The sequence below is a fragment of the Nocardioides islandensis genome, from assembly GCF_015352455.1.
Lineage (GTDB): Bacteria > Actinomycetota > Actinomycetes > Propionibacteriales > Nocardioidaceae > Nocardioides > Nocardioides islandensis.
Genome location: NZ_JADKPN010000001.1, coordinates 1,027,195 through 1,040,522, shown reverse-complemented (window position 1 = coordinate 1,040,522; position 13,328 = coordinate 1,027,195). Strand labels below are relative to the sequence as shown.

Below are 13,328 nucleotides of genomic sequence, written 5' to 3'. Positions count from 1 at the left end.
CACGGCCGCCTCCGGGCGGCCGTTCTGCATCTCTGCAGACGCGTGCTCCTCCGGAGGCCTCATCTCCAGGAGCACTCCCATGAACCGAAACCTCTCCCTCATCACCCCGTCCGGCCGGCTGACCCTCGGCAACTTCCTCGGCGCGTTCCGCGGCATGGTCGCCTCGGTGCAGGCCGGCGAGGACTGCTTCTACGGCGTCTCGGACCTGCACGCGATGACGACCGCGCACGACCCGCGCGTGCTGCGCGACACGATCGCGGAGGTCACGACGCTCTTCCTCGCCGTCGGCCTCGACCCCGCACGGGCGGTGCTGTTCCGGCAGTCACAGGTGGCGGCGCACCGCGAGCTCGCCTACCTGCTCGAGTGCACGGCGTACACCGGTGAGCTCGGCCGGATGATCCAGTACAAGGAGAAGGGCCGCGACAACCCGTCGACGCGGGCGTCGGTCTACACCTACCCGGTGCTGATGGCGGCCGACATCCTCCTCTACCGCCCGACGCGGGTGCCGGTCGGCGACGACCAGCGCCAGCACGTCGAGCTGACCCGCGACCTCGCCGTGCGGTTCAACAACGCCTACGGGCCGGTGTTCACGGTGCCCGAGGTGGCCACGCCGTCCGCCGGCGCGCGGGTCATGGACCTCCAGGACCCGACGCGGAAGATGAGCAAGTCGGCCGCGCCCGGAGCCGACACCGGCGTGATCCGGCTCCTCGACCCGCCGGACGTCATCCGCCGCAAGGTCGCGCGGGCCGTGACCGACTCGGACACCGGCCCGGGCGCCGTGCGGTCGTCGTCGGACAAGCCGGGGGTGTCGAACCTGCTCGACATCCTGGCGGCGTGCGGGGGGACGTCGTCGGGGATCACCACCTATGGCGCGCTGAAGGCGGCGGTCACCGACGCCGTCGTGGCCGAGCTGGAGCCGGTGCAGAAGCGGTACGCCGACCTGGCAGCCGACCCGGCGTACGTCACCGCCGTCTTCGCAGCGGGCGCCGAGCGGTGCCGGGAGGTGACGGCCCCGGTGCTGGCCGCTGCCGAGGCGGCGATCGGGCTGCGATGATCGCGAGATGACAGTGCGGCAGGACCTCATGTGGCTGGTGGTGGGCCACCGCACGACGGCGGCGATCGCGACGGCGGTCGAGCTGGGGATCATCGACGCCCTCGGCGGTGGGGCGCGCACGCCGGGAGACGTGGCCGCGGCGGTCGGCACCGATCCCGACGCGACGCACCGGCTCCTGCGCGCGCTCTCCGCGATCGGGGTCCTGGCGGCCTCGGACGGGGTGTACGCGCTGACGGAGATGGGTTCGTTGCTGCGGACGGACGCGCCCGGGTCGCTGGCGCCCCAGGCTCTGCTGCAGGCCGACCCGGCGATCTGGGCGGCGTGGGGACACCTCCGGCACAGCATCCGCACGGGCGACAACGCCTTCTCCTCGCTGCACGGCAGGGACGTCTGGGAGCACCGGGTCGAGCACCCGGACCGGGGCCGCAACTTCGACGCCCTGATGACGTCGCTGACGTCGGTCGTGGCGGGGGCAGTCGCGGCGACGTACCCGTTCCGCTCCGGCGCGCACGTCGTGGACGTCGGCGGTGGCCAGGGAGCCCTGCTCGCCGCGGTGCTGCGGGCTCACCCGACCCTGACGGGCACGGTGTTCGACCAGGCTCACGTGGTCGGCTCGGCTCCGCCGGACCTCGCCGATCGGTGGACCTCGGTGGGCGGCTCGTTCTTCGAGTCGGTGCCGTCGGGCGACCACCTGATGCTCAAGTCCGTCATCCACGACTGGCCCGACGAGGAGTCCGTCACCATCCTGCGCACCTGCGCCGCCGCCCTGCGTCCGGGTGGCTCGGTGCTGCTCGTCGAGATCGTGCTGGACCGCCCGGGGTACGAGCGGGACGCCGCCTTTTCCGACCTCAACATGCTCGTCGGCCCCGGTGGCCGGGAGCGCACCGAGGCCGAGTACGCCGCGCTGTTCGCCGCCGCCGGCCTCCGCCTCACCCGGGTGCTGGACACCGGTGTGCTGCATGCGGTCGCGGAGGGGGTCGCGGCGGGGTAGGGATACCCGCTCGAGCGGGTATCCCGGACGTTCGGCGTCGTTGCAACGACGCCGAACCGGCAGGAACGACGCCGAACCTCAGCTGGCTTCGAGCTCCCCGAACCCCGCCTCGACCATCTCGCGTACGGCGGCCACGGCCTGCGCCGCGTCGGCGCCCACCGCCGACACAGTGATCTCGACCCCCTGACCGGCGCCGAGCGTCATCAGCTCCAGCGAGCTCGACGCGTCGGCGCGACGGCCACCGGCCTCGACCGCCACGTCGGCCGAGAGGCCGCCCACCGCGGTGGCGATCTGGGCGGCGGGGCGGGCGTGCAGGCCTTGCGGGTTGACCAGCGTCAGCCGGACCGAGGCGTCCGACTCCCCTGCTGGCACGAGGGCGGCCGGCGGAGTCGCGTGCTCGGCCAGGCTGGTCACCTTCGGCACCAGCGCGGCCTCGGCCTCGCGGGACACGGTGTCCAGGTCCGCGCCCCCCGCGGCCCGGACCACGGCCGCGACCAGGCCCTCCACGAGGGGCGCGGCGCTCAGGCGGACCGGGACGTCGATCGGTCCGAGCTCCAGCGCCAGCTCGGCACTGAGCACGGCCGATCCGAGGTCCATCAGCACGAGGACGCCGTCGGGCGAGGACGCCTTCTCGAGCGCCCGACGTACCTCGGTCGCGTCGGTCCCGAACCCGCCCGCCGCACCCGCGGCCACGGCCACGACCGGTCCGGATCCGTGCACCATCTCGTCCGCCAGCGCGACCGCGGCCTCGGCCAGGGCAGGGCTGTGCGAGACGACGACGATGCCGATCATGAGAGCGCGCCCGCCAGCGAGTCGAGCAGGAGCGCCGACGACGCCGCTCCAGGGTCGATGTGCCCGATGCTGCGCTCGCCGAGGTACGACGCCCGCCCCTTGAGCGCCAGCATCGGCTCCGTCGCGTCCCGGCCGGCCGCCGCCGCGCCGGCCGCGGCGCGAGCCGCATCGGCGAGCGAGGCGCCGCCGTCCAGGGACGAGGAGAACGCCGCCAGCGCGGGCGCCAACGCGTCGTACATCGTCTTGTCGCCGGCCTCGGCCTTGCCGCGGGCCACGATCCCCTCGAGCCCGGCCTCGAGTCCGGCGAGGAGCGCCGGCCCGTCCAGCGAGGTGGCGTCGCCGGACGCCGTCGCCATGCGCAGGAAGAACGTGCCGTACAGCGGACCACTCGCGCCGCCGACCGAGGTCACCAGCGTCATGCCGACCTTCTTGAGGAGGTCACCGGTCGCCTCGGGAGGAGACGCGACCGCCGCCATCACCGCGTCCATGCCCCGGATCAGGTTGGCCCCGTGGTCCGCGTCACCGATCGCCGAGTCGAGCTCGGTGAGGTAGGCACCGTGCTCGTGCACGGCGTCGCGGAACGCGGACAGCCAGCCGACCAGGACGTCGACGGTGACGGCTTCGACCACGCTCAGACTCCCCATCGCAGGCCTGCGGTCTCCACGGGAGCATCCCACAGCCGGATGAGCTCGTCGTCGGCCTTGAGCACGGTCACGGACGCGCCGGCCATGTCGAGGGAGGTGATGTAGTTGCCGACCAGGGTCCGCGCCACCTGGACGCCGGCCTTCTCGAGCAGCGTCGCGACCTCGCCGTACATCAGGTACAGCTCGATCAGCGGCGTCCCGCCCATCCCGTTGAGCATCACGATGCTCGGCGACCCGGTGAAGTCGAGGTCGCCCAGGATCGGGTCGACGAGCTGCTCGGCGATCTCGGCGGCGCCCGCGAGGGGTACGCGCCGACGGCCGGGCTCGCCGTGGATGCCGACGCCCATCTCCATCTGGTCCTCGGGCAGGTCGAACGTCGGCTTGCCCGCGGCGGGAACCGTGCAGCTGGTCAGCGCCATGCCCATCGACCGGCCCTGGCCGTTGACGCGCTTGGCCAGGTCGAGCACGGCGTCGAGGTCGCGGCCCTCCTCGGCGGCGGCGCCGACGATCTTCTCCAGCAGCACGGTGACGCCGACCCCCCGGCGACCCGCGGTCCACGTCGAGTCCTGCACCGCGACGTCGTCGTCGGTGACGACCGTCTCGACGCGCACGCCGCTGTCGGCGGCCGCCATCTCGCCGGCCATCTCGAAGTTCATCACGTCGCCGGTGTAGTTCTTCACGATGTGCAGGACGCCGGCGCCGCGGTCGACGACCGAGGTGGCCTCCTGCATCTGGTCCGGCGTGGGCGAGGTGAACACCTCGCCGCAGCACGCGGCGTCGAGCATGCCCGGCCCGACGAACCCGCCGTGCAGCGGCTCGTGGCCCGACCCGCCGCCGGAGATCAACGCGACCTTGCCGTCCGCCTTCGGCGTCGCCCGGTAGATCACCCGGTGCTGGTGGTCGACACGGAGGTCCGGGTGGGCCGCGTCGATGCCCTTGAGGGCGTCGGCCAGCACGGCCTCGGGGCTGTTGATGAGCTTCTTCATGACTCAGACCTCCGCGGGAACAGCGGCGGCAGGAGCGGTGGCCGCGCTGGTGCGCGGGTCGTCCTGGGCCGTGTGGGCAATGAAACCGAACGCGAGGGCCGCGGCGACACCCGCGACGAGCTCGGCGATGACGTACACCGGCCACTGCTCCCACGACACCGAGCCGCCCATGATCTGCTGGACGATCATCGGGCCGGTGGTGCGGGCCGGGTTGATCGAGGCGCCGGTGGTCGGCGCGACGGGGATGATCGCGGCGAAGACGACCATGCCGATGGCCAGGCCCGCCCAGCCGGGCGCCGCCTTGCGGTAGATCACGCCGAAGACCGCGAACACCAGCAGGAACGTGCCGACGAACTCGGCGAAGAACGCCTGGTACCAGGGGATCGTGTCGCCGTACGACGCGACGCCGAGCCCGATGTCGCTCGCCTTGGTGCCCAGCACGCCGACGATCGCGAAGGCGCCCGCGACCGCTCCGGCGACCTGCGCCGCGACGTACGCCGGCACCTCCGCCCACGGGAACTTGCCGGTGGCCGCGAGGCCGAACGTCACGGCGGGGTTGATGTGGTTGCCGCTGATGTAGCCGAAGACGTAGACCGTGACGATCACGATCGTCGCGAACGCCAGCGAGATGATCCCGAGGTCCGAGCCGCTGAACGTCGATCCGTTGGCCTCGTTGACGATGAGGAGCGCCGGGACCGAGCCGACCCCCACGAAGACGAGGAAGGCCGTGCCGAGGAACTCGGCTCCGAGCTTCTGCCACCGGGTGTTTTCATCCATGCTGGTGCCCTTCCGTGTGATGCGAAGCACATTCGACAATGTCGAATACTCATCAGGAAATCGCCGTTCGTCAAGAGGATGCGCGAATTTCCTTGCCGTCGTGCCATGCTCGGCACCGTGATCCAGGCCATCGACCGTGCCGCGCGGGTCCTGGCCGCGCTCCAGGGGTCGCGGCACCTGGGCATCAGCGAGCTCGGGGTGATCCTCCAGCTGCCGCCGTCGACGGTGCACGGGATCGTGAAGTCGCTGCAGGAGCACGGGCTCGTGGTCAAGGAGCCGCACGGCCAGCGGTACATGCTCGGTCCGACGCTGCTCCAGCTCTCCAACGTCTACCTGGACACCCTCGACGTCCGGGCCCGAGCGATGCGCTGGACCGGCGACCTCAGCGAGCGCACCGGCCTGGCCGTCCGGCTCGGCGTCGAGTTCTTCGACCAGGTCATCGTGATCCACCACGAGCCCCGCCCCGACGGCACTCGCCAGATGCCCGAGACAGGGCTCACCATCCCGGCCCACGCGTCCGCTCTCGGCAAGGTGCTGCTGGCGTACCGGCCCGCGTTTCTCCAGTCCCTGTTGACGAAAGTCCCCCTGCGCAGCCTGACCGGCGAGACCCTCGTCGAGCCCGAGCTGCTCGAGAAGGCGCTGGTCGACGTGGTCGAGAAGGGGTACGCCGTGGAGGACGAGGAGGCGGTGCTCGGCGAGGCCTCGGTCGCCGTCCCCGTCGCCGACCGCGACGGCGAAGCGGTCGCGGCGATCGCCGTCGTCCTGCCGGCCAGCCAGCAGCCGTTGGCCGACTCCGCGATGACGCTCCTGCGTGAGGCGGCCCGCAACGTCTCGCGCGAGCTGGGCTCCCCCACGTGGCCGCCGGTGGTGGCCACCACGGACGACTAGAGCGGCACTCTAGAGACAGTCTCCAGTCGTGCCGGTGGATCGGTTCAGCTGCCCTCGGCGAGCGACCTCGACCGGTCGCGGGCGGCCTCCATGGCAGCCAGGAAGGCGGCCCTCACCTTGTGGATCTCCAGCTCGCGCAGGGCGGCGGCGGTCGTGCCGCCCGGAGACGTGACCTGCTCGCGCAGCACGGCCGGGTGGGTACCGGTCTCGCGCAGCATCTTGGCCGAGCCCACGACGGTCTGGACGACGAGGTCGGTAGCCGTGGCACGCGGGAGGCCGAGGTGCACGCCGGCCTCGATCATCGACTCGACGACGAAGAAGATGTACGCCGGCCCCGAGCCGCTGATCGCCGTGACGGCGTCCATCTGGCGCTCGGGCACGCGGAGCACGCGGCCGGTCGACCCCATCAGCTCCTCGGCTTCTGCGAGGTGGTGGTCGTCGCAGTGCGAGCCCGGCGCGATCGCAGCCATGCCCTCGTCGACCAGCGCCGGAGTGTTGGGCATGACGCGGACGACCGCGACGCCACTGGGAACGCGCGACTCGATGAACGCCGTCGTGATGCCAGCGGCCAGGGAGACGACCAGCTGGCCGGGACGCAGCTCCGGGGCGATCTCGTCGAGCAGGTCGCCCATGTCCTGGGGCTTGACGACGAGCGCCAGGGTCTCGGCCTTGCGCGTTGCCTCGATGTTGGAGACGACCGTGACGCCGTACCGCTCCTCCAGCTCCTTCGCGCGCTCCGGTCGCTTCTCCCCGACGAGCAGGTCGTCGACGCGGCGGCCCGCGCGCACGAGGCCGGAGAGCAGGGTCTCGCCCATCACGCCGGCGCCGAGGATGGCGGTCTGGGCCATGACACCGTGCCCTTCCGTTGAGCCTTTACTTCTTGGAGATGAGGGACTTCACGAAGAATGACAGGTTCTGCGGTCGCTCCGCGAGACGTCTCATGAGGTACCCGTACCACTCCTGGCCGTAGGGCACGTAGACGCGCACCGTCTCGCCGGCCTTCGCCAGCCGGCGCTGCTCCTCGGGGCGGATGCCGTACAGCATCTGGAACTCGTAGGACCCCTGCGCACGGCCGAAGCGGCTGGCCAGGGTCGCCGCGATGTCGACGATGCGCGGGTCGTGGCTCGCCACCATCGGGTACCCCTGCCCCCCGAGCAGGATCTTCAGGCAGCGCACGTAGGAGCGGTCGACGTCCAGCCGGTCCTGGTAGGCGACCTCCTCGGGTTCGTTGTACGCCCCCTTGCACAGCCTCACCCGCGAGCCCTCGTAGGCCAGCGCCCGGCAGTCGGCCTCGGTGCGGTGGAGGTAGGCCTGCAGCACCGCGCCGGTCTCGGGAAAGTCCTTGCGCAGCTCGCGCAGGATCGCCAGCGTCGAGTCGGTGGTGGTGTGGTCCTCCATGTCCAGCGTCACCGTCGTACCCGCGTTGCGTGCGGCCCGACAGATCGTCCGGGCGTTCTCGAGCGCGGTCTTGTGGCCGACGTCGGGCAGGGCCTGGCCGATCGCGGACAGCTTGACGGAGACCTCGGCGCTGCGGCTCAGGCCTTGCGCCGAGAGCTGCTTGAGGAGGTCGACGTACGCCGCCACGGTGGCGTCGGCCTGCTCGACGTCGAGCGTGTCCTCGCCGAGGAAGTCGAGGGTCACCTTGAGGTGGTCGTCGACCAGCGTGCGGGTCGCCTCGACGGCGGCCTCGTTCGTCTCGCCGGGCACGTAGCTCTTCACGATCCCCGCCGACACCGGCATGGTGCTGACGAGCTTCTTGACCATCCCGCTGCGTGAGAGCAGGAGGAGCGGTTCGCGGAGCAGGGCCATGCCTGCAGGCTAATCCTTGGGCTAGGGGGTGCGCCGCCTCAGGGTGGCGGCGCCAAGTGCCAGGGCAGCGAGCGCGAAGGCGGCCACGACGCCGACGTTCTGCCAGACGTCCCCGGTGCTGGTGGTCCGCGTCAGCGTCTGCATCGCGTCGGTGGCGTACGACAGCGGCAGCACGTCGCTGACCTTCTCCAGGACCGTCGGCAGCTGGTCGCGGGCGACGAAGAGTCCGCACAGCAGGATCTGCGGGATCACGAACGCCGGCATGAACTGCACCGCCTGGAACTCCGTCGTCGCGAACGCGCTGACGAACAGCCCCAGGGCGCTGCCGAGCACGGCATCGGCGATCGCGACGACGGTGAGCAGCCACACCGGTCCCTGGACGTCGAGGTCGAGCACGCCGACCGCGAGGAGCACCGCGAGAGCGGACTGGACGGCGGCCACGACGCCGAACGCGATGGCGTAGCCGAGCAGGAAGTCGAGCTTGCCCATCGGCATCGCGAGGAGGCGCTCGAGCGTTCCCGAGCTGCGTTCGCGGAGCGTGGTCACGCTCGTCACCAGGAACATGATGGTGAACGGGAACAGGGCGAGCAGGCCCGGGCCGAGCCGGTCGAAGACGACGCCCCCGCCGGTGTCCTTGAACATCCACCACAACAGGGTGATCAGCAGGCACGGCAGGACGAGCAGCATCGCCGCCGTGCGGTGGTCACGGCGGATCTGGGTCAGCACCCGCGTCGCGACGGCGAAGGTGATGCGGGGGTTCATGCCATCTCTCCTGCCTGGTCTCCGGTGCCCTCGACGAGGGCGAGGAACGCGCTCTCGATGTCGTCGGTGCGTGTCTTCTCGCGGATCCGCTCGGGGGTGTCGTCGGCGATGATCACGCCCTCGCGCATGAGCAGGAGGCGGTCGCAGCGGTCGGCCTCGTCCATCACGTGGCTGGAGACGAACACCGCGGCGCCGCGCTCGGCGATCTCGTGGAACAGCTTCCACAGGTCGCGCCGCAGCACCGGGTCGAGGCCGACCGTCGGCTCGTCGAGGACGAGCAGGTCGGGATCGCCGAGCAGCGCGACCGCGAGGCTGGCCCGGCTGCGCTGGCCGCCGCTGAGGTGACCGACGACCGCGTCCTTGTGGCTGACCAGGTCCACCGCGGCGATGGCCTCCTCGATCCTCGCCCCGTCGACGCCGAGCACCTGGGCGAAGAACTTGAGGTTCTCGGTCACGCTGAGGTCGTCGTACACGCTGACCTCCTGCGTGACGTACCCGATCCGGTGCCGCAGTGCCTTGCTGCCGGCCTCCTCGCCGAACACCTCGACCGACCCGCTCGCGAGCTGCTGGACCCCGACCAGGGAGCGCATGAGCGTCGACTTCCCGCACCCGCTCGGTCCCAGGAGCCCCATGACGCTGCCCTCCGCGATCGTGAACCCGATCCCCTTCAGGACCTCGCGCCCGCCCCGGCGTACGACCAGGTCCCTCACCTCGACCGCGTTTTTCATCATGTGTTGAATTGTGGGGGATCCAGAGCGCCGGCGTCAAGCCATCCACAGGGCTGGGGGACGGCATTTCCGGGTCGGGGATTTCTCGGTAGCGTCGTCGACGACGTCGGCCCGACTCGGGAGGTGGCTCGTCGTGAAGCGTCTGCTCGCCGCTCTGGCGTGCGCTCTCGTCCTCACCGCCTGCTCCGACGACTCGTCGTCCACCGCCGACCCGCCCACTCCCACGACCTCGGCCCCCTCGGACCCGACCTCGTCGCCGACGGAGGAGGCGGAGAGTCCCGAGGAGTTCGTACGTCGTTGGGTGGATGTCGATCGCGAGATGCAGAACTCGGGGGACACCAGGGAGTACCGGCGCATGACCAAAGGCTGCGAGGCATGCAAGGGAGTCGCCGATCAAGTCGACGACATCTACAGAGCCGGTGGCTACGTCAAGACAGATGGCCTTCAAGTCAAGAAGATCCGGGCTGGCGACGCCGACTCGAATGGCGAAGTCGAGGTTCAGCTTGACGTGGAATCGAGTCCAACTGAGTACGTGGAGTCTGCCGGCGGGGAGATCCAAAAGCTCCCCGGAGGCCCCGTGAGCTACTTGTTGACACTGCATCAGTCGACGAACTCGTGGCTATTGGTTCTGCTTGAGCGACTAGCGGCATGAGACGCGTCCTGGCCATCCTCGCAGCGATCGCGGCGACCGCCCTGTGGTTCAGCAGTCCATCCTGGGCTGACGGCGATCCACCACCGTGTCCCCCCGCAACGAATCTCACGGACATTCATGTCTTCTGTCACTACAGCGGCGAGCAGTTCCAGGTGATGGTCAGCGGTCACGTCGAGGGCATCAGCTACTCGCTCCAGCCCATGTGCGTCGAGACCCAGATCGCCGAACCGTCCTGCATCAACCAACAGCAGTGCCAGGAACCGCCGGACACGTGGAAGTTCGAGGTGTACCGGACTTCTCCCGGCCATCCCAACGAGCCATGGGGCACGGTGTGTCTCGACGTCGACACCGCCGAGCACTTCGACGTGATCACCCCGGGGCGGGTGTTCAAGGCCATGAAGACACTCGACTGGCCGACGGCCGAGCTGGTCATCCAACCGCCTGATGGCCGAACTCTCGTGAACCTGAAGACCAACTTCCTGACGACCACCACCGAACCCACCACCAAGACCGTGTCGCTCCTCGGGCACAGCGTCGACATCGAGGCGACTCCCGTGGGCTACACCTGGCACTTCGGGGACGGGACCGAGCAGTCCGGAACCGATCCGGGGGCGGAGTACCCGGACCTGCGGATCACGCACGTGTACGACAAGGCCGGGGTGACGGTCGCGCCGAGCGTGGACGTCACGTACCACGGGCGGTTCCGCGTGGACGGCGGCGCATGGGCCGACATCCCCGACGAGCTGACCGTCGCGGGGACGCCGGTCGACCTGCAGGTGCTCACCGCCACGCCGCACCTCGTCGGCTAGGTCGAGTCCGCGACGTACCTGGTGCGGTGCGGACTCGAGCTAGGGCAGGTCGCCGGTCAGGTAGCGCTGGATGGTGGGCGCGAACGTCGCGATGACCCGGTCGCGGGGCATGGAGGCGAGGGGCTCGACGGCCAGCACGTACCTCATCAGGATCAGGCCGATCACCTGGGACGCGACGAGCGGCATCCGCAGGTGGGGGTCGGAGATGCCGAGGGCGACGCCGATGGGCTCGATGACCACCGGCAGCAGGCCGTTGCTCACCAGCCTTGTCGCGGACGGGTCGAGCATGCCGCGGGCGAAGGACAGCAGCGACGGCTGGATCTCGGGGTCGTCCCAGACCGACAGGAAGACACCGAGGAAGCGCTCGGCCGCCTCCTCGACCGGGCCCGCGACGGCCGGCCCGATCAGCGCCCGCGGGTCGACGGGCAGCTGGAGGGCAGCCAGGAACAGCTCGTCCTTGGTGCCGAAGTAGTGGTGCACCAGGGCCGCATCGACGCCGGCGGCGGAGGCGACGGCGCGCATCGTCGTACCGGCGTAGCCATGGGCCGCGAACGACGACCGGGCCGCCTCCAGGATCGCCGAACGGGTGTCGGGCGACCCGCGCCGCCGGCCACGCGGCGAGGCGGAGGAGGCCGCGCGCTCAGCCATGCGACGAACGGACGACGAAGTGCTCGCGGGCGAACTCCAGCGACTCGACCAGGTCCCGCTCCCGCTCGTCGCGCGAGGAGGACTTGCGGGTGTTGATCTCCAGCACGATGTGGCCGCCGAACCCCGTCGACGCCAGGTGCTCGAGGAAGCGCGACGCCTCCATCACGCCGCGACCCGGCACCAGGTGCTCGTCCTTGGCCGAACCCGAGCCGTCGGTGAGGTGGATGTGCCGCAGGCGGTCCCCCATGCGCGAGGCCATCGCGACCACGTCGGACCGCGCGATCGCCGCGTGCGACAGGTCGATCGTCATGTTGGCGTAGGTCTCCTCCGAGGGGTCCCAGCCCGGCACGTACATCTCCACGCCGCGGTCGGCGCCCCGCCGCGAGGAGGCGCGCCACGGGTACATGTTCTCGACGGCGAACGCGAGGCCCGTCTCCTCCTCCAACCGGGCGATGCCCTCGACGAACCCGGCGGCGTACTCGCGCTGCCACCGGAACGGCGGATGTACGACGACGACCTCGGCGCCGACCGCCTCCGCCATCTCCGCCGAGCGCTGGAGCTTGCCCCACGGCTCGGTCCCCCAGACCCGCTGGGTGAACAGCAGGCACGGCGAGTGCACGGCGACGATCGGAAGAGCGTGGTGCTCGGAGAGCTGTCTGACCGCCGACACCTGCTGGCTGAGCGCGTCGATGCCGACCATCACCTCGACGGCGTCGTACCCCAGCCGGGAGGCGTACGCGAAGGCGTGCGCGGTCGACTCGGGGTAGACCGAGGCGGTGGAGAGAGCGACAGCTGTCGGCACGTCAGCCCAGGAGGGGGTTGGCCAGGACGGGGATCTTGTCGATGCGCTCCAGGATGACGCCCTCCCGCAAGGCCCACGGGCAGATCTCGAGCTCCTCGAGCTCGAAGATGTCCATGCACGCCTCGGCCACCAAAGCGCCCGGCACGATCTGGTGGCTGCGTGACGGCGAGACGCCCGGCAGCACCGACAGCTCCTCGGGAGCCATCGAGACGAGGAGCGGGATCCAGTACGACAGGTCCTTCATCGGCAGGGTGCGCGGCACCAGCGCACCCTCACCGGCCGGCGCAGCGCCGCAGATGCGGGCCAGCGAGCGGAAGGTCTTCGACGTCGCGGCGGCCTTGTCGGCCCGGCCGGCGCGGATCAGCTGGCCCGCGTCACGCGCGATCTCGGCGCGGATCTTGCGCCGCAGCTTCTTGAGGTCGTCCTCGTCCGGCCGGCTCTTCGCGAAGTACTCCCGGGCCAGCCGCGCCGCACCGAGCGGCACCGACCACGCGACGTCCGGCGACTCGTCCGCCCCACCGGCGATCTCCAGCGAGCCGCCGCCGATGTCGAAGACCGACAGCCGGCCGGCCGACCACCCGAACCAGCGGCGTACGGCGAGGAACGTCAGCCGCGCCTCGTCCTCACCCGACAGCACGTCGATGCGCACGCCGGTCTTGGCGGCCACGTGGTCGAGGACCTGCTCGCTGTTGCCCGCATCGCGCACCGCCGACGTCGCGAACCCGACGATCTCCTCGCAGCCCTTGTCCTCGGCCACCACCACCGAGGACGCCACGAAGTCGGTGAGCGCGGCGCGGCCCTTCTCGGTGACGTCGCCGACCTCGTCGAGGTGCTCGGCCAGGCGGAGCGGCTCCTTGTGGGAGTACGCCGGGAGCGGTGCCGCGCCGTCGTGGGCGTCGAACACCAGCAGGTGCCCCGTGTTGGAGCCGATGTCGAGGACGCCGAGGCGCATGGCCCCACGATAGAGCCCACGCAGTCGCACGTAC

16 protein-coding genes and 1 pseudogene are annotated in these 13,328 nt (G+C 70.8%); 5 read left to right on the top strand and 12 right to left on the bottom strand.

The features are described from left to right. Positions 1-79 precede the first annotated feature (79 nt). Together trpS and ISU07_RS05110 are read left to right on the top strand one after the other, a co-directional pair. Complete coding sequence (gene trpS / locus ISU07_RS05115) at positions 80-1,054, top strand: tryptophan--tRNA ligase (protein ID WP_194705601.1); 975 nt, start codon at positions 80-82, stop codon at positions 1,052-1,054. Between the two features lie 7 nt (positions 1,055-1,061). Continuing rightward, positions 1,062-2,045 carry a methyltransferase gene (locus ISU07_RS05110; protein ID WP_194705600.1) on the top strand — a complete coding sequence of 328 codons (984 nt, stop codon included), beginning with the start codon at positions 1,062-1,064 and terminating at the stop codon, positions 2,043-2,045. Between the two features lie 78 nt (positions 2,046-2,123). Here ISU07_RS05110 and ISU07_RS24675 read toward each other — a convergent pair whose 3' ends face one another. From ISU07_RS24675 to ISU07_RS05090, 5 genes and pseudogenes are all read right to left on the bottom strand, one after another. Then, positions 2,124-2,417, bottom strand: a complete 294-nt coding sequence (locus ISU07_RS24675) for an HPr family phosphocarrier protein (RefSeq protein WP_323742444.1) — start codon at positions 2,415-2,417, stop codon at positions 2,124-2,126. A gap of 27 nt (positions 2,418-2,444) precedes the next feature. After that, a pseudogene (locus tag ISU07_RS24670) lies at positions 2,445-2,837 on the bottom strand (PTS-dependent dihydroxyacetone kinase phosphotransferase subunit DhaM); the annotation flags it as partial. Then, a complete protein-coding gene (gene dhaL / locus ISU07_RS05100) occupies positions 2,834-3,481 on the bottom strand; it encodes a dihydroxyacetone kinase subunit DhaL (protein WP_194705598.1) in 648 nt (215 codons plus the stop codon). The pseudogene ISU07_RS24670 and the gene dhaL, both read right to left, overlap by 4 nt. Next, the gene (gene dhaK, locus ISU07_RS05095; protein ID WP_194705597.1) at positions 3,469-4,467 is read right to left on the bottom strand and encodes a dihydroxyacetone kinase subunit DhaK; all 999 of its coding nucleotides are present in this window, start codon (positions 4,465-4,467) and stop codon (positions 3,469-3,471) included. Before dhaK ends, dhaL begins: the two co-directional genes overlap by 13 nt. Positions 4,468-4,470: 3 nt before the next feature. Continuing rightward, positions 4,471-5,244, bottom strand: a complete 774-nt coding sequence (locus tag ISU07_RS05090) for an MIP/aquaporin family protein (RefSeq protein ID WP_194705596.1) — start codon at positions 5,242-5,244, stop codon at positions 4,471-4,473. Positions 5,245-5,349: 105 nt separating this feature from the next. On the opposite strand from ISU07_RS05090, the gene ISU07_RS05085 reads away from it, so the two are divergent. Continuing rightward, entirely contained in the window at positions 5,350-6,132 is a 783-nt protein-coding gene (locus ISU07_RS05085; RefSeq protein ID WP_228521112.1) for an IclR family transcriptional regulator, read from the top strand. 44 nt (positions 6,133-6,176) lie between these two features. Here the strand turns inward: ISU07_RS05085 and proC are convergent, their stop codons facing one another. The 4 genes from proC to ISU07_RS05065 are packed head-to-tail and all read right to left on the bottom strand — an operon-like array spanning position 6,177 to position 9,434. Beyond that, complete coding sequence (proC, locus tag ISU07_RS05080; RefSeq protein ID WP_194705595.1) at positions 6,177-6,980, bottom strand: pyrroline-5-carboxylate reductase; 804 nt, start codon at positions 6,978-6,980, stop codon at positions 6,177-6,179. 25 nt (positions 6,981-7,005) lie between these two features. After that, positions 7,006-7,941 (bottom strand): proline dehydrogenase family protein, encoded by a 936-nt coding sequence (locus ISU07_RS05075; RefSeq protein WP_228521111.1) that lies wholly within the window; start codon positions 7,939-7,941, stop codon positions 7,006-7,008. A gap of 21 nt (positions 7,942-7,962) precedes the next feature. Continuing rightward, positions 7,963-8,703 (bottom strand): ABC transporter permease, encoded by a 741-nt coding sequence (locus ISU07_RS05070; RefSeq protein ID WP_194705594.1) that lies wholly within the window; start codon positions 8,701-8,703, stop codon positions 7,963-7,965. Then, a complete protein-coding gene (locus ISU07_RS05065) occupies positions 8,700-9,434 on the bottom strand; it encodes an ABC transporter ATP-binding protein (protein ID WP_194705593.1) in 735 nt (244 codons plus the stop codon). Before ISU07_RS05065 ends, ISU07_RS05070 begins: the two co-directional genes overlap by 4 nt. A 130-nt stretch (positions 9,435-9,564) precedes the next feature. Between ISU07_RS05065 and ISU07_RS05060 the strand changes: the two genes are divergently transcribed. Together ISU07_RS05060 and ISU07_RS05055 are read left to right on the top strand one after the other, a co-directional pair. Beyond that, positions 9,565-10,083, top strand: a complete 519-nt coding sequence (locus ISU07_RS05060; protein ID WP_194705592.1) for a hypothetical protein — start codon at positions 9,565-9,567, stop codon at positions 10,081-10,083. Positions 10,084-10,235: 152 nt separating this feature from the next. Then, complete coding sequence (locus ISU07_RS05055; protein ID WP_194705591.1) at positions 10,236-10,892, top strand: PKD domain-containing protein; 657 nt, start codon at positions 10,236-10,238, stop codon at positions 10,890-10,892. A gap of 39 nt (positions 10,893-10,931) precedes the next feature. On the opposite strand, the gene ISU07_RS24415 is transcribed toward ISU07_RS05055, so the two are convergent. Genes ISU07_RS24415 through ISU07_RS05040 form a run of 3 tightly spaced genes read right to left on the bottom strand, consistent with a single transcriptional unit; the run spans position 10,932 to position 13,294 of the window. Continuing rightward, a complete protein-coding gene (locus ISU07_RS24415; protein WP_194705590.1) occupies positions 10,932-11,540 on the bottom strand; it encodes a TetR/AcrR family transcriptional regulator in 609 nt (202 codons plus the stop codon). Next, a complete protein-coding gene (locus tag ISU07_RS05045) occupies positions 11,533-12,342 on the bottom strand; it encodes a sugar phosphate isomerase/epimerase family protein (RefSeq protein WP_194705589.1) in 810 nt (269 codons plus the stop codon). Before ISU07_RS05045 ends, ISU07_RS24415 begins: the two co-directional genes overlap by 8 nt. Position 12,343: 1 nt before the next feature. Further along, a complete protein-coding gene (locus tag ISU07_RS05040; RefSeq protein WP_194705588.1) occupies positions 12,344-13,294 on the bottom strand; it encodes a Ppx/GppA phosphatase family protein in 951 nt (316 codons plus the stop codon). Between the last annotated feature and the right edge of the window lie 34 nt (positions 13,295-13,328).

Coding starts and splice junctions, on each gene's coding strand:
- ISU07_RS05075 (WP_228521111.1), bottom strand. CDS start 7,941: ATGGCCCTGCTCCGCGAACCGCTCCTCCTGCTCTCACGCAGCGGGATG.
- ISU07_RS05065 (WP_194705593.1), bottom strand. CDS start 9,434: ATGATGAAAAACGCGGTCGAGGTGAGGGACCTGGTCGTACGCCGGGGC.
- trpS (WP_194705601.1), top strand. CDS start 80: ATGAACCGAAACCTCTCCCTCATCACCCCGTCCGGCCGGCTGACCCTC.
- ISU07_RS24415 (WP_194705590.1), bottom strand. CDS start 11,540: ATGGCTGAGCGCGCGGCCTCCTCCGCCTCGCCGCGTGGCCGGCGGCGC.
- ISU07_RS05040 (WP_194705588.1), bottom strand. CDS start 13,294: ATGCGCCTCGGCGTCCTCGACATCGGCTCCAACACGGGGCACCTGCTG.
- dhaL (WP_194705598.1), bottom strand. CDS start 3,481: ATGGGGAGTCTGAGCGTGGTCGAAGCCGTCACCGTCGACGTCCTGGTC.
- ISU07_RS05070 (WP_194705594.1), bottom strand. CDS start 8,703: ATGAACCCCCGCATCACCTTCGCCGTCGCGACGCGGGTGCTGACCCAG.
- ISU07_RS05085 (WP_228521112.1), top strand. CDS start 5,350: ATGCTCGGCACCGTGATCCAGGCCATCGACCGTGCCGCGCGGGTCCTG.
- proC (WP_194705595.1), bottom strand. CDS start 6,980: ATGGCCCAGACCGCCATCCTCGGCGCCGGCGTGATGGGCGAGACCCTG.
- ISU07_RS05090 (WP_194705596.1), bottom strand. CDS start 5,244: ATGGATGAAAACACCCGGTGGCAGAAGCTCGGAGCCGAGTTCCTCGGC.
- dhaK (WP_194705597.1), bottom strand. CDS start 4,467: ATGAAGAAGCTCATCAACAGCCCCGAGGCCGTGCTGGCCGACGCCCTC.
- ISU07_RS05110 (WP_194705600.1), top strand. CDS start 1,062: ATGACAGTGCGGCAGGACCTCATGTGGCTGGTGGTGGGCCACCGCACG.